The sequence below is a fragment of the Streptomyces sp. NPDC027663 genome (assembly GCF_055566415.1).
Map to the genome: position 1 here is coordinate 22,482 of NZ_JBVHSK010000013.1, position 21,193 is coordinate 43,674.

24 protein-coding genes and 1 pseudogene are annotated in these 21,193 nt (G+C 72.6%); 20 read left to right on the forward strand and 5 right to left on the reverse strand.

Annotated features, from left to right (window positions below):
• Positions 1 to 244: 244 nt before the first annotated feature.
• The 5 genes from ACZ4SF_RS28505 to ACZ4SF_RS28525 all read left to right on the forward strand — a co-directional run bounded on the left by ACZ4SF_RS28505 (position 245) and on the right by ACZ4SF_RS28525 (position 3,338).
• Positions 245 to 643, forward strand: coding sequence for an SseB family protein (locus ACZ4SF_RS28505; protein ID WP_201838029.1), 399 nt, complete (start codon positions 245 to 247; stop codon positions 641 to 643).
• Positions 644 to 716: 73 nt separating this feature from the next.
• A complete protein-coding gene (locus tag ACZ4SF_RS28510; protein ID WP_468389571.1) occupies positions 717 to 1,022 on the forward strand; it encodes a hypothetical protein in 306 nt (101 codons plus the stop codon).
• 8 nt (positions 1,023 to 1,030) lie between these two features.
• Positions 1,031 to 1,927, forward strand: coding sequence for a pyrroloquinoline quinone biosynthesis protein PqqB (pqqB, locus tag ACZ4SF_RS28515; protein WP_468389574.1), 897 nt, complete (start codon positions 1,031 to 1,033; stop codon positions 1,925 to 1,927).
• Between the two features lie 171 nt (positions 1,928 to 2,098).
• Positions 2,099 to 2,734: a ClpP family protease gene (locus tag ACZ4SF_RS28520; protein WP_468389576.1), complete on the forward strand. Its 636-nt coding sequence runs from the start codon at positions 2,099 to 2,101 to the stop codon at positions 2,732 to 2,734.
• A 1-nt stretch (position 2,735) separates the two neighbouring features.
• Positions 2,736 to 3,338 (forward strand): ClpP family protease, encoded by a 603-nt coding sequence (locus ACZ4SF_RS28525; protein ID WP_468389579.1) that lies wholly within the window; start codon positions 2,736 to 2,738, stop codon positions 3,336 to 3,338.
• Between the two features lie 26 nt (positions 3,339 to 3,364).
• Here the strand turns inward: ACZ4SF_RS28525 and ACZ4SF_RS28530 are convergent, their stop codons facing one another.
• Together ACZ4SF_RS28530 and ACZ4SF_RS28535 are read right to left on the reverse strand one after the other, a co-directional pair.
• A complete protein-coding gene (locus ACZ4SF_RS28530; RefSeq protein WP_468389582.1) occupies positions 3,365 to 3,763 on the reverse strand; it encodes a MarR family winged helix-turn-helix transcriptional regulator in 399 nt (132 codons plus the stop codon).
• Positions 3,764 to 3,839: 76 nt separating this feature from the next.
• Entirely contained in the window at positions 3,840 to 4,190 is a 351-nt protein-coding gene (locus tag ACZ4SF_RS28535; RefSeq protein ID WP_468389584.1) for a VOC family protein, read from the reverse strand.
• 256 nt (positions 4,191 to 4,446) lie between these two features.
• Between ACZ4SF_RS28535 and ACZ4SF_RS28540 the strand changes: the two genes are divergently transcribed.
• From ACZ4SF_RS28540 to ACZ4SF_RS28600, 13 genes are all read left to right on the forward strand, one after another.
• Positions 4,447 to 4,734: an ArsR family transcriptional regulator gene (locus ACZ4SF_RS28540; protein ID WP_468389586.1), complete on the forward strand. Its 288-nt coding sequence runs from the start codon at positions 4,447 to 4,449 to the stop codon at positions 4,732 to 4,734.
• Positions 4,735 to 5,118: 384 nt separating this feature from the next.
• On the forward strand, positions 5,119 to 6,078 hold the full coding sequence (locus ACZ4SF_RS28545) for an SMP-30/gluconolactonase/LRE family protein (protein ID WP_468389588.1): 960 nt from the start codon (positions 5,119 to 5,121) through the stop codon (positions 6,076 to 6,078).
• A 69-nt stretch (positions 6,079 to 6,147) separates the two neighbouring features.
• A complete protein-coding gene (crcB, locus tag ACZ4SF_RS28550) occupies positions 6,148 to 6,609 on the forward strand; it encodes a fluoride efflux transporter CrcB (RefSeq protein WP_468389591.1) in 462 nt (153 codons plus the stop codon).
• Positions 6,606 to 6,986 (forward strand): DUF190 domain-containing protein, encoded by a 381-nt coding sequence (locus tag ACZ4SF_RS28555; protein ID WP_468389594.1) that lies wholly within the window; start codon positions 6,606 to 6,608, stop codon positions 6,984 to 6,986. The genes crcB (ACZ4SF_RS28550) and ACZ4SF_RS28555 overlap by 4 nt, the downstream gene beginning before the upstream one ends.
• Entirely contained in the window at positions 6,983 to 7,357 is a 375-nt protein-coding gene (gene crcB / locus ACZ4SF_RS28560; RefSeq protein WP_468389597.1) for a fluoride efflux transporter CrcB, read from the forward strand. The genes ACZ4SF_RS28555 and crcB (ACZ4SF_RS28560) overlap by 4 nt, the downstream gene beginning before the upstream one ends.
• Positions 7,358 to 7,430: 73 nt before the next feature.
• Positions 7,431 to 8,267: an undecaprenyl-diphosphate phosphatase gene (locus ACZ4SF_RS28565; RefSeq protein WP_468389600.1), complete on the forward strand. Its 837-nt coding sequence runs from the start codon at positions 7,431 to 7,433 to the stop codon at positions 8,265 to 8,267.
• A gap of 171 nt (positions 8,268 to 8,438) precedes the next feature.
• Positions 8,439 to 9,116: a FadR/GntR family transcriptional regulator gene (locus ACZ4SF_RS28570; RefSeq protein WP_468390109.1), complete on the forward strand. Its 678-nt coding sequence runs from the start codon at positions 8,439 to 8,441 to the stop codon at positions 9,114 to 9,116.
• Complete coding sequence (locus ACZ4SF_RS28575) at positions 9,113 to 9,259, forward strand: hypothetical protein (protein WP_468390130.1); 147 nt, start codon at positions 9,113 to 9,115, stop codon at positions 9,257 to 9,259. Before ACZ4SF_RS28570 ends, ACZ4SF_RS28575 begins: the two co-directional genes overlap by 4 nt.
• A 41-nt stretch (positions 9,260 to 9,300) precedes the next feature.
• Complete coding sequence (locus tag ACZ4SF_RS28580; RefSeq protein WP_468389603.1) at positions 9,301 to 10,317, forward strand: asparaginase; 1,017 nt, start codon at positions 9,301 to 9,303, stop codon at positions 10,315 to 10,317.
• 128 nt (positions 10,318 to 10,445) lie between these two features.
• Entirely contained in the window at positions 10,446 to 11,855 is a 1,410-nt protein-coding gene (aspA, locus tag ACZ4SF_RS28585; protein ID WP_468389605.1) for an aspartate ammonia-lyase, read from the forward strand.
• 50 nt (positions 11,856 to 11,905) lie between these two features.
• Entirely contained in the window at positions 11,906 to 12,844 is a 939-nt protein-coding gene (locus tag ACZ4SF_RS28590) for a glutaminase (protein ID WP_468389608.1), read from the forward strand.
• Between the two features lie 217 nt (positions 12,845 to 13,061).
• A complete protein-coding gene (gene mptB / locus ACZ4SF_RS28595) occupies positions 13,062 to 14,456 on the forward strand; it encodes a polyprenol phosphomannose-dependent alpha 1,6 mannosyltransferase MptB (RefSeq protein WP_468389611.1) in 1,395 nt (464 codons plus the stop codon).
• The gene (locus tag ACZ4SF_RS28600) at positions 14,453 to 15,871 is read left to right on the forward strand and encodes a glycosyltransferase 87 family protein (RefSeq protein WP_468389614.1); all 1,419 of its coding nucleotides are present in this window, start codon (positions 14,453 to 14,455) and stop codon (positions 15,869 to 15,871) included. The genes mptB and ACZ4SF_RS28600 overlap by 4 nt, the downstream gene beginning before the upstream one ends.
• 59 nt (positions 15,872 to 15,930) lie before the next feature.
• Here the strand turns inward: ACZ4SF_RS28600 and ACZ4SF_RS28605 are convergent.
• Both ACZ4SF_RS28605 and rho read right to left on the reverse strand, forming a co-directional pair.
• Positions 15,931 to 16,764: pseudogene (locus ACZ4SF_RS28605) on the reverse strand (D-alanyl-D-alanine carboxypeptidase family protein); the annotation flags it as partial.
• 104 nt (positions 16,765 to 16,868) lie between these two features.
• Positions 16,869 to 18,017 (reverse strand): transcription termination factor Rho, encoded by a 1,149-nt coding sequence (gene rho / locus ACZ4SF_RS28610; protein WP_468389617.1) that lies wholly within the window; start codon positions 18,015 to 18,017, stop codon positions 16,869 to 16,871.
• 436 nt (positions 18,018 to 18,453) lie between these two features.
• Between rho and ACZ4SF_RS28615 the strand changes: the two genes are divergently transcribed.
• Together ACZ4SF_RS28615 and ACZ4SF_RS28620 are read left to right on the forward strand one after the other, a co-directional pair.
• On the forward strand, positions 18,454 to 19,707 hold the full coding sequence (locus ACZ4SF_RS28615) for a cytochrome P450 family protein (protein WP_468389619.1): 1,254 nt from the start codon (positions 18,454 to 18,456) through the stop codon (positions 19,705 to 19,707).
• A 100-nt stretch (positions 19,708 to 19,807) separates the two neighbouring features.
• A complete protein-coding gene (locus tag ACZ4SF_RS28620) occupies positions 19,808 to 20,695 on the forward strand; it encodes a hypothetical protein (protein WP_468389622.1) in 888 nt (295 codons plus the stop codon).
• Between the two features lie 30 nt (positions 20,696 to 20,725).
• On the opposite strand, the gene ACZ4SF_RS28625 is transcribed toward ACZ4SF_RS28620, so the two are convergent.
• Positions 20,726 to 21,124: a nuclear transport factor 2 family protein gene (locus ACZ4SF_RS28625; protein ID WP_468389625.1), complete on the reverse strand. Its 399-nt coding sequence runs from the start codon at positions 21,122 to 21,124 to the stop codon at positions 20,726 to 20,728.
• Between the last annotated feature and the right edge of the window lie 69 nt (positions 21,125 to 21,193).

The window sequence follows — 21,193 nt, forward strand, 5'->3', positions numbered from 1 at the left end:
GGCCCTCGCCGGCAGCCGCCCGGCCGGCGAGGGAGGACGGGCGGCGATCACCACGACCGCACCCCGGCAGATGTGAGACGACCAGCGGGGTGATCACCGGTGCCTCTCGTTGCCCGTCCGTCACCGGACCTCCCGCCGATCCCCACGCATGCCCCGGACCCCACCGGGTACGCGAGGCGGGAGCCCGCCCGGGCACCAGCCTGCCCGAGCGGCCCGTACCACCACCGCTACCTGGGGACCTGCCATGGAGACACCCGCACACGACGACCTGCCGACGCCCGCCCAGCAGGCACTGGACGCGCTGGCCGTGAACGCCGAGGACCAGGCCGCCCTGGACACCCTCGCCCACAGCGACGTGCTCGTGCCGGTGCCGGACGACGCCATAGACGGGGAGGGCGCCGACGCCACGACGGTGGCCCTGCCCATCCTGGAACAGCCGGGAGGCGACCCCGTCGTCCCGGTGTTCACCTCGGAGGGCGAGATGGCCGAGCTGCTGCCGTTCGTCTCGCGCTACCGCCTGATCCCGCTCGGCGCCCTCGCCTCGCAGTGGCCCGAGGAGGATCTCTCCCTCGCCATCGACGGCAGCTCCTCCCACGGGCTGACGCTCACGTCCCAGGGAGTGCGCACCCTCCTGGCCCGCTGACCGCGTCACCACGCGCCCGGGGGCCCGCCCGCGCAACCGGTCATCCGATCCCTACGGGCGCCGGAATGAGCCCATGCAGTACATCGCGGGCGCGGCCGGGGCCCTCGTCCTCGGGCTGGTCCTCAGCAGCATCCTCCGCACCCTCGTGGTGCCACGGGGCCTGTACTCCGCGCTGGTGTTCCGCCTGTGGAGGGCGCTGCGCCCGCTGCTGCGGCTCACCGCGCTCCGCCGCGGCGGCCACGATGCCATCGACCGGTCACTCCAGCTCGCCCCGGACCGGCGGCCCGACGCAGGTCGGCCGGAACTGCCCCTGCCGCTGGGTGGTCACCGGCCTTCCGGAAGGGAAGATCCCTACGGGACGAAGGTCCGGCTAGCGTAAAGGAGCCGATGGTCGTGAGGGTCGTCCTGCTGGGCACCGCCGCCGGGGGCGGCTTCCCGCAGTGGAACTGCGCCTGCGCACTGTGTACCGCCGCCCGGGACGGGAAGCTGCCCTCCCGCACGCAGGAGTGTGCCGCCGTCACCGGCAACGGACGCGACTGGTGGCTGCTGAACGCCTCCCCCGACCTGCGGACACAGCTCGCCGCCACCCCCGCACTGTGGCCGGGACCCGGACTCCGGCAGACCCCGCTGCGCGGAGTGCTGCTCACCGACGCCGAGGCCGACCACGCCGGCGGACTGTCCGAGCTGCGCGGCGCCGCAGGACTGAAGGTCTACGCCACCTCACCGGTGCGCGCCGCCCTCGCCCCGGTCCGCGCCGCACTCGGCCGTTATGCGCCCTGGGAGTGGGCCGACAGCCTGGCCGACGGCGGCTTCGTGCTGGCCGGCGGGCTGGTCGTGACCGCCCACCCGGTGAGCGGGAAGGCACCGAAGTACATACCGGCGCAGCCCCCGGCTCCCGTCGGCCCCTGGGTGACGGCGTACCGCATCGAGAACCTGGCCAGCGGGGGAGTGCTGGTCTACGCGCCCTGCGTCGGCGCCTGGAGTCCCGCCCTGGACGACCTGTGCGCGGAGGCCGACTGCGTGCTGCTGGACGGCACGTTCTTCGCGGCCGACGAGACGGGCACGGCGGTGCGGCCGGGCCCCGGGCGGGCCGCCATGGGCCATCTGCCGGTCACCGGTCCGGGCGGGTCCCTCGCCGAGCTGGCCCGCCATCCCGCGGTGCGCCGGATCTACACCCACCTGAACGACACCAACCCGCTGCTCGACCCCGCCTCACCGGCACGCGCGCGTGTCGCCGAGCACGGCGTCGAGGTCCTGGCGGACGGGGCCGAACTCGTCGTCTAGCGCTGTGACCGCACCGGTTCGCCGCGGGCCGTCTCCCGCCTGCTGCGCAAGGCGGGCCGGGCCGTCGGCTCTGCCCGCGGCGAATCTGCGGCCGGCAGAGAAACGGCATCCGGGTGTCTGGCGGGGCCAAGAGTGAGTCGACGGCATCCCTGCCTCGACCGAGGAGACCAGATGACTCCACTCACCACCCTCCCGCCTCGTGCGGAGGACGGCACACCCCACAGCCGCTTCGACGACCAGCTGGCGGCACAACTGCTCGCCCAGCGGATCGTCCTGCTCGGCACACAGGTCGACGACGTGTCGGCCAACCGGGTGTGCGCGCAGTTGCTGCTGCTGTCGGCGGAGGACCCGCGCACCGACATCAGCCTGTACATCAACAGTCCCGGCGGGTCGGTCACCGCGGGTCTCGCCGTCTACGACACCATGCGGCTCATCCCGAACGACGTCTCGACACTGGCGATGGGGTTCGCCGCCAGCATGGGCCAGTTCCTGCTCACCGTGGGGGCGCCCGGCAAGCGGTCGGCGCTGCCGAACGCACGGATCATGATGCACCAGCCCTCGGCGGGCATCGGTGGCACCACCGCCGACATCGAGATCCAGGCGGAGAACCTGCAGTTCACCAAGAAGGCCGTCGAGCGGATCACCGCCGAGCACACCGGGCAGAGCGAGGAGACGATCGCGCGGGACGGCGACCGGGACCGCTGGTTCACGGCCGAGCAGGCCAGGGAGTACGGGATGGTGGACCGGGTGGTGGAGTCGCTCGCCGACATCCGCCCGGCCGCGTCGCGCCGACGGATGGGGCTGTGACATGGCGTCGTACGCGGTTCCCTACGTCATCGAGCGGACCGCGCAGGGTGAGCGGTCCTACGACGTCTTCAGCCGGCTGCTGAACGAGCGGATCGTCTTCCTCGGCACCGAGATCGACGACGGAGTCGCCAATGTGGTCATCGCGCAACTCCTGCACCTGGAGTCGGCGAACCCGGAGCACGAGATCTCGGTCTATCTCAACTCGCCCGGCGGATCGTTCACTTCGCTGATGGCCATCTACGACACGATGACGTTCGTGCAGTCCCCGATCTCCACGTTCTGCGTCGGTCAGGCGGCGTCGACGGCGGCGGTGCTGCTGGCCGGCGGTGATCCCGGGCGACGGTTCGTGCTCCGGCACGCGCGGGTGCTGCTCGGCCAGCCGGCCGGCGGCGGCCGGCAGGGGACGGTCTCCGACCTCAGCCTCGCGGCCAAGGAGATGGTCCGTATCCGCTCGCAGGTGGAGGAGGTCCTGTCCCGGCACACGCATCACGACGTGGCGACGCTGCGCGCGGACATGGACCGGGACAAGGTGCTCACCGCCGAGGAGGCCGTCGCCTACGGGCTCGCCGACGAGGTGCTGAGCCGACGGCTCGCGTTCGTCTGACGGCCCGGGCCGGCCGGAACGATCCCTCAGCTCTCCTGCTCGGCCAGCATCCGCTGGAGCACGGCCCGTTGCAGCGGCAGCACCTCGGTGTGCAGCGCGCGGCCCTTGGGGGTGAGGGCGACCCACACCCCGCGCCGGTCCTCCGCGCACACCGAGCGCTCCACCAGGCCGTCCTTTTCCAGCCGGCCGATCAGCCGGGACAGCGCGCTCTGGCTGAGGTGGACCCGGCCGACCAGGTTCTGCACCCGGCACTGCTCGCCCTGCTCGGGCCGTTCCGTGGCCAGCAGGTCCAGCACCTCGAAGTCGCTGGCACCCAGGCCGTGCGGATGCAGGACGCGGTCTATCTCACACATCGTGCGCGCGTGCACCGCGAGGATGCCCCGCCAGCGTTCTTCGAGCCGGGTCTCGGCCGTCGTGACTGCCATACCGGCACCGTAGCACCGATCCAGCCAATAGTTGAGTGTGCAACTAGCAGTCTGGGCGGGCGGCCCGGGGCACCCCTCAGGCCGCCGCGTCCTGGAGCAGCCCCACCAGGTTGCCGTCGGTGTCCTTGACCGAGGCGATGAGCCTGCCGCCACCGACGTCCTGCGCGTCCTGGAGCAGTTCGGCACCCGCCTCCAGCAGGGCCGCGAGCCGCGCCTTCAGGTCCGTCACGTGCCAGTACGGCACCGGTCCGGTCATGCCCTTGGCGTGCCCGTTCGGGTCGAGACCGATGTCCTGTCCGGCGGCCTTGAAACCGACGTAGTACGGCTCGTCCGCGTATGGCTCGACGCCCAGCAGGGAGCTGAACAGCGGCTTGGCCTTCGCCAGGTCCGTCACGGGGTAGATGATCGTCTGCACGCCGGCGGTCATGGAACTCACTCCTTCTGAGACACGGGGCCCGACGGCTTTCCCGTCGGTGCTCTCACGCTAGAGGCGGGGAGCCCACGGTGGCTTCTCCGATCCTGACCGCTTGCGGGCGCCCCGGGCAGTCACTTCTGCGGGGGCCGCCCCTCGGCCGCACGGCCGCGCGGTACCGGACAACGGGCGCCGAGTGCCGGACGTGACGGAGTCGCCCGGGCCACAGTGGGAACACTGCGTACGTGGGCGGGGGACGGAGGGCAGACGGATGACGGGAACTCCCTCGGGCCGGATGCGGCAGGCCATCCTGGAATGGCTCAAGGACCCGGCGGCCCATTTTCCCGCCCCGCCGCGCCGCGACCCCGCCGAGACGGGTGTCACCGCGCGGGCCCTCGCCGGAAAGCTGGGCGTCCCCCGCCGTACCGCCCGCGCCCACCTCGACCTCCTCACCCGCCTCGGTCTTCTGCGTACCCGCCGGATCCGCTGCCGCACCTACTACCGGCGTGACGAGATCCGCATCGCCGAGGTGGCTCGGTTCTTCGAGAAGGGGTGGTGAGGAGAACGGCGAACGGCTGTGAGCCGAGGAGGGGCCGTCCGGCCGGCGGCGGCGAGCATCCGCACGTCCGTGTCTCCGGCCCTGGGCGGGGCGGTGAGGGACGGCAAGGTGTTCAGGCGGCGGGTTCCGGCCCTGGGCGGGGTGGTGGGGGACGGCAAGGTGTTCAGGCGGCGTGCTCCGGCCCCGGGCAGGGCGGTGAGGGACGGCAAGGTGATCAGGCGGCGTGCTCCGGCCCTGGGCGGGGTGGTGGGGGACGGCAAGGTGATCAGGTGACGGGTTTCGGCCCCCGGCAAGGTAGTTGCGGACCACGGTGACCAGGCGACGTGCCGGTGCGGAGCGGCAGGCTGTCATCATGGGCCGACCCCGACGGTGAAGGGATCGCAGATGGACCGACCCACCGCACTCGTCCCGCTCCACCACGTCTCCCTGGGCGCCCGCGGCCCCGAGGACGTCGTGGCCGACCCGCACGGGCGTGTGCTGACGGGAGTGGAGGACGGCCGCATCCTCCGCCTCCACCACCCGGGCGACCGGCTCAGGGCCCGCGTGGAGGTGCTGGCCGAGACCGGCGGCCGTCCGCTGGGGCTCGAACTCCTGCCGGACTCGGACGTGTTGGTGTGCGACGCGGAGCGCGGCCTGCTGCGCGTCGGCACGGACGACGGCGCCGTCCACGTTCTCGCGGACTCGGTGGCGGGGGAGCGGCTCCGCTTCTGCAGCAATGCCGTCGCGCTGTCCGACGGCACCGTGTACTTCACCGTCTCCAGCCGCCGCTACCCCCTCGGCCAGTGGATCGGCGACATCGTCGAACACACCGGTACCGGCCGGCTCCTCCGGCTCGCCCCCGGCGACCGGGAACCCGAAGTCCTGCTGGACGGGCTCCAGTTCGCCAACGGACTCGCGCCGAGCGCCGACGGCTCGTTCCTGGTGGTCGCCGAGACCGGTTCCTGCCGCCTCATCCGTTACCGGCTCACCGGCCCCCGTGCCGGACACACCGAGCCCTTCGCCGACCTCCCCGGCATGCCGGACAACCTCTGGCGCGAGGGCCCCGACGGCCCCGTATGGGTCGCCCTGGCCGGTCCCCGCGTCCCGCCGCTCGACCTGTTGCACCGCACCGCGCCGGCCGTTCGCCGTGCGGCCGCCTGTGCCGCCGTACACGCGCCGTACCGCCCGAGCGGGACCATCGCGGTCGTGGCACTCGACGACCAGGGCCGGACGGTCCACCACCTCACCCGCCGCGGCTCCGGCTTCCGCATGGTCACCAGCGTGTGCGCGACCGGCGACCACCTGGTGCTCGGCAGCATCTGGGAGCCCGGCGTGGCGGTCTGCGCCCGGCCCGCCCCGCGCTGACGCGGCGGTAGGCTGGTTCCGGCCGTGATCACCCGTCGGGGCAGGGGCCGAAACAGGAGACGCACCAGCATGACAGCCCCGGAGACGGAGACCCGCGGCGTCCGCCCCGCACCGGGGCGGCGGTCCGAGTGGCGCACGCAGGCGCCCGTCGTCGCGGTCGTGGCCCTCGGCGGCGCACTCGGCGCAGTGGCCCGCTACGCGCTCACCCTCGCCTGGCCCACGCCCGGCGGCGGGTTTCCCTGGGCGATCTTCTGGACCAACGTCTCCGGCTGCGCGGTCATGGGAGTCTTCATGGTCCTCGTCACCGAGGTGTGGGCCGCCCACCGCCTCCTGCGGCCCTTCTTCGGCACCGGCGTCCTCGGCGGCTACACCACCTTCTCCACCTACGCGGTCGACGTCCGCGAGCTGGTCGGCGCCGGCCGCCCCGGGCCTGGCCTGGCCTATCTCACCACGACGCTGTGCGCGGCCCTCACCGCGGTGTGGCTCGCCTCGGCCGCCACCCGCCGTGTGCTGACCAGGAGGCAGCGATGACGTCGCTCACCGGCCGGGCCCTCCGGCTGACCGTGTACATCGGCGAGGACGACACCTGGCACCACAAGCCGCTCTACTCGGAGATCGTGCACCGCGCGCACGCCGCCGGGCTCGCCGGGGCCAGTGTCTTCCGGGGGATCGAGGGCTTCGGCGCCTCCTCCCGCATCCACACCTCCCGCCTGCTGTCCCTGTGCGAGGACCTGCCGGTCGCGGTGGTCGTCGTGGACACCGAGGAGCGGGTCCGGACGTTCCTGCCGCAGCTCGACGAACTGGTCGGAGAGGGTCTCGTGACCCTGGAGGAGTGCGAGGTCGTCCGGTACGCGGGGCGTCCGCCCGGCCCGGACGGCGGCGAACCGGAAGGTAAGAAGTCGTTGTGAACTGGCTGCTGGTCGTCGCGGGGGCCATGATCGGCGCACCCCTGCGCTACCTGACGGACCGCGCCCTGCAGGCCCGCCACGACTCGTTGTTCCCCTGGGGCACCTTCGTGGTGAACGTGGCCGGCAGCCTGGTCCTCGGTCTGCTCACGGGCGCCGCCTCCGCCGGGGCGGCCGGGCCTCATCTGCAGCTCCTGCTCGGCACCGGGCTGTGCGGGGCGCTGACGACGTACTCGACCTTCTCGTACGAGACCCTGCGGCTGTGCGAGGCCGGCTCCGGCCTCTACGCTGCCGTGAACGTCGTGGCAAGCGTGGCGGCGGGGCTCGCGGCGGCCTTTACCGGGGTCTCACTCGCCGGCGCCCTGTGGGCCTAGGCGCTTGCCGCCCGGCCGAGCACAGCAAGTACTGTCCACAGCACTGTCGACCAACTCCTCAGAACTGGATCCCATGAGCGCCATCTCCGTCGGTCAGGCCGTCGTCCTCGGGGTAGTCGAGGGGGTGACCGAGTTCCTCCCGGTGTCCTCCACGGGACACCTCAAGATCGCCGAGGGGCTCATGGACATCCCCGTCGACGACAAGTCCGTCGTCGGCTTCTCCGCCGTCATCCAGGTCGGCGCCATCGCCGCCGTGCTCGTGTACTTCTTCAAGGACATCAAGCGGATCGTCTCCGCCTGGTTCCGCGGTCTGACCAACCGCGAGGAGCGCTACCACCACGACTACAAGTTCGCCTGGTGGGTGATCGCCGCCACCGTTCCGATCGTGGTGGTGGGCCTGGCCGCGAAGCCGCTGATCGACGGCCCGCTCGCCTCGCTGTGGGTGGTCGCGGGCTCACTGATCGCCGGCTCGGGCGTGATGTGGGCCGCCGACCAGATGGGCCGGCACAAGCGCGGTGAGGACGACACCTCGTTCAAGGACGCCATGTGGGTCGGCTGCTCGCAGATCCTCGCGCTGCTCTTCCCCGGCTTCTCCCGCTCCGGCGCCACCATGTCCACCGCGCTCATCCTCGACCTGGACCGCGTCGCCGCCACCCGCCTGTCCTTCTTCCTGGGCATCCCGGCCCTGACCGGCGCGGGCCTGTACGAGCTGAAGGACGCCCTGGGCGCGGGCGTGGGCGCGGCCCCGCTGGCCGTGGGCACGATCGTGTCGTTCGTGGTCGCCTACGCCTCCATCGCCTGGCTGCTGAAGTTCGTCGCGAAGCACTCCTTCAACGCCTTCGTGATCTACCGGATCGCGATCGGCGTGCTGCTCCTCGGTCTGCTCGGCACCGGCACGCTCAGCAGCTGAGCGAACACGCTGCTCACCCACGGGGTGCGGTGCCCGCACCCGGGCGCCGCACCCCGTGACATGTGTCCTCGCTCGCCGTCTTGACACTTTCCACCCGCAACCCGCAGGATCGCACCCGTGAACCTGTCAGACAGCCAGACAGGTGGCCGGGCCCCCCGGCGCGTGAGCGCCATGGAAGCGGTCCTCGCCCACCTCCGCGGCGCCATCGAAAGCGGCGAGTACGCCATAGGCGACAAGCTCCCCTCCGAGGCGGAGCTGTGCCGCACCCTCGAAGTGTCGCGGCCCGTGCTCCGCGAGGCGCTGCGCGCCCTGCAGACGATGGGCCTCACGGTCTCCCGGACCGGCAAGGGCACCTTCGTCGTGGCCAGTGCCGTCGAGGACCCGACCTTCGGCGACTACGCGGCGAGCGACCTGCTCGAAGTGCGCCGCCACATCGAGATCCCGGTCGCCGGATACGCGGCCCTGCGCCGCACCCCGGAGAACCTGGATCACCTGGCCCACCTGCTCGACCGCATGGAGCGGGAGACGGACACCACCGCCTGGGTCGCGATGGACACCCTCTTCCACCTCGCCGTGGCCGAGGCCGCGCAGAATCCGGTCTTCCGCCGGGTCATCGAGGAGATCCGGGACGCACTGGCGCGTCAGTCGGCCTTCCTCAACGAGCTGGGCGGACGCCGTGAGCAGTCCAACCGCGAGCACCGGGCGATCGTCGAGGCGCTGGCCGACGGTTCCGAACTCGACGCGGTGGAGGCCATGAGCCACCACCTGGACCGCGTCGAGACGACCCTCACCGACATCGTGCGTCCCCAGCGGTCGGACGCCCCCGCGGAAGGCGGACCCGAGCGGTGAGCGAGCAGCAGCGCAGGTACGCCGACGGCGGCGCCGGACGCACCACCGTGCCCTGTCCGCCGCTGACCGTCGCAGCACCGGACGCAGGCCTGTACGGCATCCGCGCCCGCATATCCCGCACATCCACCGGCGGCGACGCGTGATCCGCGTACCGGCCGACCCCGACCCCATGATTCAGGCAGTGATGTACAGCAGTTCCCCCGTCGAGGCACCCCTCGTCCGCGAACCCCTCCACGCTCCCGTCGCCCACCTCATCCGCGGCGGGGTCGTCGAAGGCATCCACCACGGCTCCGTCGTCGTACTCGACGCGGACGGCCGTGTGCAGTTCCAGCTCGGCGACATCGAGGCGGCCTTCCTCCCGCGCTCCGCCCTCAAGCCCGTCCAGGCCGTGGCCATGCTGCGGGCCGGGCTGCCGCTCGACGGCGAACTGCTGTCGCTGGCCGCCGCGAGCCACTCCGGCGAAGAGCGCCACCTCGCCGGCACCCGGCGCATCCTCGAACTCGCCGGCCTCACCGAGGACGACCTGCGCAACGTGCCCGACATGCCGTTCGGTGCGGCCGTCCGGGACACCTGGATCCGCGCGGGCCGGCTGCCCTCCCGCCTCGCCCAGAACTGCTCCGGCAAGCATGCGGCCATGCTGTGGACCGCCAAGCTCAACGGCTGGAGCCTGGACGACTACCTCGACCCGGCGCACCCCCTCCAGCAGGCCGTCGCCGAGATCGTCGAGGACCTCACCGGCCAGCGTGTCGCCCGGGTCACCGTCGACGGCTGCGGCGCCCCGCTGTTCTCGGTCTCCCTGCACGGACTCGCCCGCGCCGTCTCCCGGATCGCCTCCGCGGCGCCGGGCACCCCCGAGGCCCGCGTCGCCGACGCGATGCGCGGGCACGCCGAGATGGCCTCCGGCGCCGGCCGGGATGTCGCCGCGCTCATGCGGGCCGTACCCGGACTGCTCGCCAAGGACGGCTTCGAGGGCGTGCAGGTGGCCGCGCTGCCCGACGGTACGGCTGTCGCCGTGAAGATCGCCGACGGGGCCGACCGGGCCCGGATTCCGGTTGCGGCGGCCGCGCTGGCGCGCGCGGGCGTGGACCCCGAGCTGCTGACCGGGTTCGCCGGGGAGACGCTTCTCGGGGGAGGGGAGCCGGTGGGGTGCGTTCGGCCGGTGCGGGCGCTCGACCCGGTACCGCTCACAGCCTGCGTGTAGAAGCGCCGACGGCCGACGGGGCTGCCGGCCGTCACCGGTCCACGGGCCGTTCGTGACCGGCGCAACTCCCCGCGCCCCTGTTCGGGGCGCTCTCACCTCCGTACCTCAGAAAGAGGACCCCTACCCCCATGACCGCCGCCACTCGCTGCGAACACGACCTGCTCGGCGACCGCGACGTCCCCGCCGACGCGTACTGGGGCATCCACACCCTGCGCGCGAGCGAGAACTTCCCCATCACCGGCACCCCGATCTCCGCCTACCCGCACCTGATCGACGCCCTGGCCGCCGTCAAGGAGGCCGCCGCCCTCGCCAACGAGGAACTCGGTCTGCTGCAGCCGGAGAAGGCCGCCGCGATCGTCGCCGCCTGCCGGGAGATCCGGGCCGGCAAGCTGCACGACCAGTTCGTCGTGGACGTGATCCAGGGCGGTGCCGGCACCTCCACGAACATGAACGCCAACGAGGTCGTGGCGAACCGCGCGCTGGAACTGCTCGGCCATGCCAAGGGCGAGTACGCCCATCTGCACCCCAACGAGGACGTCAATCTCGGCCAGTCGACCAACGACGTCTACCCGACCGCCGTCAAGGTGGCGACGGTGTTCGCGGTACGTGGACTGCTCAGGGCGATGTCCGTACTGCAGGACTCCTTCGCCGGTAAGGCCGTCGAGTTCCGTGACGTGCTCAAGATGGGCCGTACACAGTTGCAGGATGCGGTACCGATGACGCTCGGTCAGGAGTTCTCCGCATTCGCCGTCATGATCGAGGAGGACCGCAGCCGTCTTGCCGAGGCCGTCGAGCTGATCCATGAGATCAACCTCGGCGCCACGGCCATCGGTACCGGCCTCAACGCGCCCGCCGGCTACGCCGAGGCCGCTCGCCGCCACCTGTCCGCCATCACCGGACTGCACCTGGTGACGGCCGCCAACCTGGTCGAGGCCACCCAGGACTGCGGTGCCTTCGTGCAGATGTCCGGCGTGCTCAAGCGGATCGCGGTCAAGCTCTCCAAGAGCTGCAACGACCTGCGGCTGCTGTCCTCCGGTCCGCGCGCGGGCCTCGGCGAGATCAACCTGCCGCCCGTGCAGGCCGGTTCGTCGATCATGCCGGGCAAGGTCAACCCGGTCATCCCTGAGGTGGTCAACCAGGTCGCCTTCGAGGTGATCGGCAACGACGTCGCCATCACGATGGCCGCCGAGGCCGGGCAGCTCCAGCTCAACGCGTTCGAGCCGATCATCCTGCACTCCCTGTCGGAGTCCATCACGCATCTGCAGAGCGCCTGCCGCACGCTGGCCGAGCGCTGCGTGTCCGGCATCACCGCCAACACCGAGCGGCTGCGGGCCAGTGTCGAGAACTCCATCGGCCTGGTCACCGCGCTCAACCCGCACATCGGCTACACGGCCGCGACCGACATCGCCAAGGAAGCCCTCGTCACCGGCCGGGGCGTGGCCGAACTGGTGCTGGAGAAGGGCCTGCTGCCCGCCGAGAGGCTCGCCGACCTGCTGCGCCCGGAGATCGTCGCGGGCAGCGGGGCACCGGCCGCCTGACCTGCGGCGACACCGGCACGACTACGCTTCGGGGCCGGCCGGGAGGCACAATGGTGATCATGACAACGACGTCGTCCCTCACCTTCCTGCCGGTCCTGGAGCGCATCGCCGAGGAGATCAGCCGCACGCCCGGGCGCGGCCGTCCCGCCGACTACATCCCGGCCCTCGCGGCCTGTGATCCGCGCAGCTTCGGCATGGCCGTCGCCGAGCTGGACGGCACGGTGTACGGGGTGGGGGAGTGGCGGCAGCCGTTCTCCACGCAGTCCGTCACCAAGGTCTTCACCCTCGCCCTGGACCTGGCCCGCGAGGGCGACGAACTATGGGAGCACGTGGGCCGCGAGCCCTCCGGCAACCCGTTCAACTCCCTGGTGCAGCTGGAGTACGAGAACGGCATCCCGCGGAATCCTTTCATCAACGCGGGCGCCCTCGTCGTCACCGACCGCCTGCAGACCCGGACCGGAGACGCGGCCGGTGAGCTGCTGGCCTTCCTGCGCGCCGAGAGCGGCAACACCGGCCTCGATTTCGACAAGGAGGTCGCCGCCTCCGAGACCGCCCACGGCGACCGCAATGCCGCCCTCGCCCACTTCATGGCGTCGTACGGCAACATCGACAACGACGTGCCGGTCCTGCTCGACCAGTACTTCCGGCAGTGCTCCATCACGGCCTCCTGCGCCGACCTGGCACTCGCCACGGGCTTCCTCGCCCGGCACGGCATCCGCGCCGACGGCAGCCGGCTGCTCACCCGCAGCCAGGCCAAGCAGGTCAACGCGGTCATGCTCACGTGCGGCACGTACGACGCGGCCGGCGACTTCGCCTACCGGGTCGGACTGCCCGGCAAGAGCGGGGTCGGCGGCGGCATCATCGCGGTCGTACCCGGCCGGTGCACCCTGTGCGTGTGGAGCCCGGGCCTCGACGAACGCGGCAACTCGGTCGCCGGCGTGGCGGCCCTGGACCGTTTCACCACCCTCACCGGCCTCTCGGTGTTCTGAGGGCCATCACCTTCCGCCACAGACCAGGGGAGCCGGCCCAGGACGCGGGGCCGCGCCGGCCGGCAGCCCCGCCGCACGGCGCGACCAGCCACGACGGACCGGCAGCCGGCATCCGGCCGGGATCACACCACGCGCCGGTCACATGGCGGCCCCCGCCCGGCAGGGCCGTGGTCGCCTTCCGGCCACCCGGCGTTGACACGCTGAGCCAGTGTTGGCCATGGCATTTCCCGTCGATCTCCGCTCCTGCCAAGTGCTGGGGCTGGCAGGCACCGCCTTTCTCGCGCTCGGCGGGGAGACGGCCGGTGCTCTCCCCGTCCGGGACCTCCTGGCACCCGCGTCGGTGCAGGCGGCGCTCGGCCTGGTCGGGGTCTACTTCGGGGTCGTCCTGCTGATAGCGGCCTGGGTGCTGCTCGGCCGCCTCGTGCGCGGACCGCAGCCGCCCACTCCGCGGGCCCTGCTGCTCGTACTGGCCGTGTGGACGGCCCCGTTGCTGCTCGCCCCGCCGTTGTTCAGCAGGGACGTCTACAGCTACCTCGCGCAGGGCGCCATGGTCGACGCCCACATGGACGTCTACGCCGACGGACCGGCCCAGCTCGGCGGCCCGCTCGCCGACGAGGTCGCCCCGATGTGGCGGCAGACCGGCGCCCCGTACGGCCCGGCCTTCCTGGCCCTGGCCTCCGCGCTGTCCGGGCTGACCCGCGGCGAACTGCCCGCGGGCCTGCTCGGCATGCGCCTGGTCGCCCTGCTCGGCGTGGCCCTCATGGCGGTGGCGCTGCCCCGGCTCGCCCGGCACAGCGGCGCCGACCCGGCCGCCGCGCTGTGGCTCGGTGCCCTGAACCCGCTCGTGCTGCTGCACCTGGTCGCGGGCGCCCACAACGACGCCCTCATGCTCGGGCTGCTGGGGCTCGGCCTGGTCGCCGCGCGGGGCCGCCGGCCAGGCGTCGGCGCGGTCCTCGTCACGCTCGCCGCCCTGGTCAAGGCACCTGCGGCGCTCGGCCTCCTGGCCGTCGTCGCCCTGCAGGTCCGCTCCGGCCGCCGACCGCTGCCGGCCGTCCTGACCACGGCCGCCGCCTCCGCCGCGACGACGGTCGCCGCGACCGCCGTCGCCGGCACCGGCTACGGCTGGATCGGCGCCCTGGACACCCCTGTCTCGTCCCACAACTGGGCCCTGACCAGCCTGCTCGGCCGGGCCACCGGCGCCGTCCTGGCGCATCTCGGCAGCGGGCTGGCCCCGTTCGCCGTCCCGGCCTGGCATCTGTTCGGACTCACGGCCACCGCCGTGGCCGTGCTGCTGATATGGCTGCGGCTGCGCCCCCGGCCGGTGTACGCGCTGGGCCTGAGCCTGCTCGCGGTGGCCGTCCTGGGCCCGGCGATACGGCCCTGGTACGTGCTGTGGGGGCTGTTCCTCATCGCCGCGGCCGCCCCCAGCACCTCGGTACGGCACCGGGTGGCCGCCCTGGCCGGGGTGCTCGCCCTCGCCGTCCTGCCCAGCGGCGGCCCGGCCGACCTCGGTCAGCTGGTCCTCGCGGTCTCCGGCGGGGTGCTCGGCGTGATCGTCCTGTGGCAGGCCCACCAGGCGGCCCAGGCCCCGGCCCCGGGACGCACGGCATGACGAGGCTGCGGGGAGGGCCGGGGCTGCCCGGGCGCCTGGCGCCGCTGGGGCCGCGCACGGACCGGGGCCGGCTGCTGCTGGTCCTCCTGCTCGTGGCCGTGGTGACCGTGTTCACGGCGACCGTGCCGCTGCTGCGCGGCTTCTTCGATCTGCGGGTGTACTACGGCACCGTGCACACCTGGGTGCACCACGGCGGCCTGATCTACGACTACCGGGTCCCGGGCACCTCGTACGGCTTCACCTACCCGCCGTTCGCCGCGGTCGGCATGCTGCCGCTGGCCCTGCTCGGCCGGACCTCCGCGATCGCGGCGTCCCTGCTGGTGAACCTGGCCGCGCTCGCCACGGTTCTGCGGATCCTGGCCGGGCCGGACCGGCGACGCCACGGCTGGTACCGGTGGGCGTTGCTCCTGTGCCTGCTCGCCCTGTTCGAACCGCTGCGGGACACCTTCAGTTTCGGCCAGGTGAACCTGGTGCTGCTCGCCCTGGTCCTCGTCGACTGCCGGCTGCTGGCCACCGGCCGGGGCCGCTGGGCGGGAGCCGGCATCGGGATCGCCGCCGCCGTCAAGCTCACGCCCGCCCTGTTCATCGGGCTGCTGCTGCTCGCCGGGCGCCGGCGCGCGGCCGGCACCGCCACGGTGGTCGCCGCCGCCGCGACCGCGCTGGCCGCCTGGGCGGACCCCGCGGCCTCCCGCTTCTACTGGACGGAGGCGCTCTGGGACACCGGCCGGGTGGGCCGCCTCGACTACGTGTCGAACCAGTCGCTGCAAGGCGTGCTGGCACGCCTCGGCGATACCGGCCGCCCCCTGTGGGCGACGGCGGTGCTGCTCACCCTGTCCGTGTGGGCGTGGCGCAGCCGCCGGGCGGTCGCCGCCGGTGACTGGACGGCGGCGTTCGCGCTCACCGGCGCGGCGGCCTGCCTGGTCAGCCCGATCACCTGGGTGCACCATCTGGTCTGGCTGCTGCCGTCCTTCGCGGTGCTGCTGCGCGCAGGTCGCCGGCGGATCGCCGGGGCCCTGTACGCGGTGCTGTGCACCAGCGTGGTGTGGCTGTGGTTCGACGACGCCTCCGGTCTCGACGGCTTCCTCGGCAGCAACCTCTACACCTGGATCGCGCTCGGCCTGCTGATCGCCCTGCCGGTGGGTCAGTCGCGCGGGGCCCGGCCGCCCTTGGCCCGCAACGCCAGCGCCACGGCTCCCGCGCCGAGCCCGGAGAGCCCCGCGACGACGGCGGTGCCGGACCAGTCCGAGTCGCCCTCGGCGGCCGAGGCCACCGCGATCGGTGTGGCGGACGCCGGTGCGGGGGACGAGCGCAGCCCGTCCAGCGAGCCGACGGGATCCACCTGCCCGTCCGCGGCGAAGCCCCAGTCGAGCAGGGCGCGCGCCTCCTCGTACACGGTGAGTCCGCCGCCTGCCTGAGGGTTCAGCACGCTCACCACGAGGGTGCGCCCGCCCCGGCGTGCCGCGGCCACCAGCGTGTTCCCCGCGTCGCTGGTGTAGCCGTTCTTGATGCCGATGAGCCCCGGGTACGGCGCCACGCCGTCCTCGCCGGTGAGCAGCCGGTTGGTGTTCTCGATGGCATACGGCGATCCGTCACCGGGGAAGTCGGCCACGGCGGTGGCGCAGTAGGAGGCGAAGTCGGGGTTGGCCAGCCCCGCCCGGCCGAAGACCGCGAGGTCGTAGGCGGAGGACACCTGGCCGGGGGCGTCGTAGCCGTCCGGGGAGACGACATGGGTGTCCAGGGCGCCGAGGGAGCGGGCCTCCTTCTGCATGCGGGTGACCGTGGTGTCCCAGCCGCCGTTGAGGGCGGCGAGGACGTGCACGGCGTCGTTGCCGGAGCTGAGGAAGACCCCGCGCCACAGGTCGGCCACCCGGTAGGTGTGCCCCTCCTCGACGCCGACCAGGCTGCTGCCCTCGCCGACGTCCGCGAGTTCCTCGTACCGCACGGTGTGCTGCATGCTGCCGGGCAGGGTCGGCAGCACGGTGAGCGCGAACAGGGTCTTCAAGGTGCTGGCGGGCGGCAGCCTGCGGTGGGCGTCGTTCGCCGCCAGCACCTCGCCACTGCCAGCGTCTGCGACGAGCCACGACAGCGCCGAGAGGTCCGGCAGGCCCGGAGCGCCCCGGTGCGGCCGGACCTGGATGCCGGAGTGGTAGAGCAGGGAGGGCCCGGGCGTCGATGCTCCTGGCCGCGGCGGTGCGGGCTCCCTGGTGCGGGATCCGGCGGCGGCAGCGGCCGGCGTGAGCACCAGCAGACCGGCCACGCACAGGGAGCAGGCCGACACAGCCGCGCGATAAGAGAATCCGGTGATCATATGATCAACGTACGAACGAGGTCCCCGGAGGCCATGCTGGCCGGGCCGTTCGGCCCACCGGAGCAACCCGGATGCCGCACCCCGGCCCGTCCGGCGGCCCGGTGTCAGCCGGCCGGCAGCGTGGGCCGGATCTGCCGCAGGAACGTGGCGTTGTCGGGGGTGGCCCGCAGCCGGTCCAGGAGGGTCTCCAGGGCGGCCGGTCCGGCCTCACGGGAGCGCAGGGCGCGGCGCAGACCGTGCACGGCCGGCAACTCGGAGGCGGGGAGGAGCAGTTCCTCGCGGCGGGTGCCCGTGGCGTCGATGTCCACGGCAGGGAAGACACGGCGGGCGGCGGGCTCGCGGTCCAGACGCAGTTCCATGTTGCCCGTGCTCTTCAGCTCCTCGAAGAAGTAGCCGTCGGCGCGGGAGCCGGTGTCCACCAGGACGGTGGCGAGGATGGTGAGCGAGCCGCCCTCCTCGGCCTGCCGTGCGGCACCGAAGAACCGCTTCGGGCCGATCAGCGCGCCGGCGTCCACACCGCCGCTCAGGGTACGGCCGCCGGCCGCGGAGGCGTTGTTGTGGGCCCGGCACAGCCTGGTCAGCGAGTCCAGCAGGACGACGACGTCCTCACCGGCCTCCACCAGGCGCTTGGCCCGCTCCACGACGAGGTCGGCGAGGGCGATGTGCTCCTTGGGCGACCGGTCGAAGGTGGAGGCGTACACCTCGCCGCGCACCGAGCGGCGCATCTCGGTGACCTCCTCGGGCCGCTCGTCCAGCAGCAGGACCATCAGGCGGCACTCGGGGTGGTTGCCGGCCACGGCGGCGGCCAGCTGCTGGAGCAGTACGGTCTTGCCGCTCTTCGGCGGTGCCACGATGAGCCCGCGCTGGCCCCTGCCGACGGGTGCGAGCAGATCCGTGACGCGCCCGGCCAGGCCGGCCGCGGGGTGTTCGAGGCGGATGCGCCGGTGCGGGTGGAGCGGGGTGAGGTCGCGAAAGTGCCGTCGGGAGCGGAGGTCCCCGAGGGCACGTCCTTCGACGCGCGCGACCTCGGTCAGTGCGCGCTGCGCGCCCCGGACGCCTTCCACCAGGTCGCCCCTGCGCAGTCCGTGGCGGCGGATCAGCGCCGGTGCGAGCTGCGGGTCGGCGGGCGAAGGGAGAAGGCTCGCGGCCCTCAGATGCCCCTTCCCGTGCGCGTCGATGTCGAGGACACCGGTGATCGGCGGGGCGGCCGGGGCCTGCGAGACCCTGGCGGAGTGTTCGAGTGTGGTGGTCATCGATGCGAGTCCTTTCGCGGACCGGATGAGAGCAGAGCAGGGGGGAGAGGCCGCGAACGGGAGGCGCGTACGGCTGCCTCCGGGCGGCGGGAACGGCACCTCGGGTACGGCGCGGAGGGCCGTGACGAGGTGGTGTTGAGAAGCTGACGCGCCGGGAGCCGGACAATCGGGAGACGGCGAGCGGATCAGCCGGAGAGGGAGAAACTGGCACCGGCGCCCACGAGGGGCGTACACGAGTGCTGACGGCAGAGTACCACCCGTGGCGGTGACCTGTCCGCAACCGCACAGAACAAGGCGGGGGACAGGAATGTTCCCGGGGGAGGAGAGGCGGGCGCGCGACAGGCCCTGGACGAGGCCCGACGGAGAACCCCCTGCCGGAATCCCACGGGTGAGCCTACGATCGACCGTCTTGTCAGGGGAGTGTCAGGAGAATCCGGTGGAGACCACGCCCGCCCGCACACCGCACCGCCTGGACCCTGCCGGTGGCTGCCCGCACGCCGCCAACGCGCGACTGCTCGCCCGGGGTGCCGTGGTCCCGGTCGAACTGCCCGGCGGGATCGAGGGCATGGCCGTACTCGGGCACGAGGCGTTGAAGGAGTTCCTGCAGCATCCCGACGTCGCCAAGAACGCCCGGCACTTCACGGCCCTGCAGGAGGGCAGGATCGCCGAGGGCTGGCCGCTGCTGACGTTCGCCACCGTTCCCGGCATGACCACCGCCGACGGAGCCGACCACCGGCGGCTGCGGTCCCTCGTCAGCAGCGCCTTCACGCCGCGCCGGGTGGCGGAACTCCGGCCGCACGTCGAGGAGTTGACCGATACACTGCTCGACGACCTGGCGCGCGCCGCTGCTGCCGACGGATCCGCCGATCTGCGGCGGCACTTCGCCCTGCCCCTGCCGATGAGCGTGATCTGCGAACTCCTGGGCGTCGGTGCCGAGTTCCGTGCCCGGCTGCACCACCTCAGCGGTCTGGTCGTGGCCACCGACACCGGACCCGCCGAGGCCGTCGCCGCCAACCGTGAACTCGTCGCGGTCCTGGGGGAGATCGTCGCCGCCAGGACCGCACACCCCGGTGACGACCTCACCAGCGCGCTCATCACCGCCTGGGACGAGGGCGGCGACCGGCTCGGCCCGCAGGAGCTGATCGGCACCCTGCTGCTGATGATCATCGCCGGGCACGAGACCACCCTCAACCTGATCACCAACGCCGTACGCGCCCTGTGCGCGCACCCCGAGCAGCTCGCCGTGGTGCGCGCGGGCGGGGCGAGCTGGGCGGACGTGGTCGAGGAGACCCTGCGCTGGGACGCGCCGGTCAGCTACTTCCCGTTCCGCTACCCCGTGCGGGACCTGACCGTCGCCGGAACGCTCCTCCCGGCCGGCACTCCCGTGCTCGCCGGTTACTCCACCGCCGGCCGCGACCCGGAGGCCCACGGACCGGCCGCCGACCGCTTCGACCTCGGCCGCCCCGGTCGGCCCGGTGCCGCGCGCCACCTCTCCCTCGGGCACGGCGCGCACTACTGCCTGGGCGCACCGCTGGCCCGGCTGGAGGCCACCGTCGCTCTCGAACGGCTCTTCACCCGCTTCCCCGCACTCGAACTCGCCGTGTCCGAGGAGGACCTGGCGCCACATGCGGGGTTCGTCGGCAACAGCGTACGGAGTCTGCCCGTACGGCTCGCACCGCTCGGGTCCTGAACCGCGTACCCTTCGTCACGGACATGGAGCAGATGTCCGCAGACCGTCACCATCCCGGACGTCGGGGGACTTGACCGCCAACGTGTACTATCTTCGCGGCATGTCCACGCCACCGCAGTCCCCGCAGCCTGCCGACCAGCCTGCGCAGCAGCCCCAGTACCCCCAGCAGCCCGCGCCGCAACCGGGCATCCCGTCGCAGCCGACGGCCTACCCGTACCCGAACCCGCAGTCACCCCCGGCCGGAGCCTTCTACGCGCAGCCCACGCTGGTCGGACAGCCCGGGCCCGGAGGCCCGCAGCCGGGCAATCCCTATGCGCAGGCACCCCACTTCGGGCCCGTGCCGCCCGCTCCTTCAGCCGGGGGCGGGGCCGGCCGGGCGGTGCTGTGGGCCGCCGTCGGCGCGGTCGTGGCCTCCGCCGCATGGGCGGCCGGTGTCTTCCTCGTCGGCGGCGCGGGCGACAGCGCGCAGCTGCGCGGATACTCGGCGCCCTCCAACATGTGTTCCAGCGCCGACTACTCGTCCTTCAAGGACGAGTACACCGAGGAGGACTCCTCGCCGACCCGCACCTCCCTCAGGGACAAGGCGCTGGACGAGAGTTACTGCAGCCTGAGCCTGAAGAAGCCCGGCTCGTCGTACGCCGACGCCTACCTGACCATCCAGCTGGACCTGCACAAGACGACCGACCCGGGTCCCGAGTTCACGGCCACCTGGAAGAGGTACGGGGACAGCCACAAGGGTTACGACGTCGACCCGGTCGAGGGCATCGGCGACGAGGCCTACCTGGTCAGCCAGGACACCACGAGCGGGTCCTCCAGCGGGTCCCGGTACGCCACTCTCGCCGTCCGGGACGGCTGGGTGACGTACCTGATGAGCTACAGCACCTATCTCTCCTCGTACGACGACGACAAGGACCCGCCCGCGCTGACCGACGTCACCGACTGGCTGAAGTCCGACACCAAGGCCACGCTGCGGCAGCTGCGAGGCTGACGTCCGCCGTGCCGGACGCGGCGCGGTCGCTCAGGCCGACCGCGCCCCCGCCTCCTTCGCGATCTGGTCGAACCGCGCGCCCATGGCCTCGGCCAGGGCCTGCGCGCCCGACAGCGGACGGACCATCACCATGAAGTCGTCGATCAGGCCGTCCTCGTTCACATGCAGGAAGTCGCAGCCGGTCAGCTCCCGGTCGCCCACCCTCGCCCGGAAGACCAGCGCGTGATCCCGGGCGTCCGGGCCGCCGATCTCCCGGACGTAACGGAAGTCCTCGAACACCTCGATCACGGCCCCCAGGATCGCCGCGGTGATCGCCTTGCCGGGGTACGGCTTGAAGACGACCGGGCTGGTGAAGACGACGTCCTCGGCCAGCAGCGCCTCGACGGCCTCCATGTCCCGGGCCTCCACCGCTTCACGGAACGCGCGCATGCGGACCACCTCGCATAGTCAACTTGTTGAATAGGTGCGGATGAGATTAATCAACGCCTGCTAGCCTGT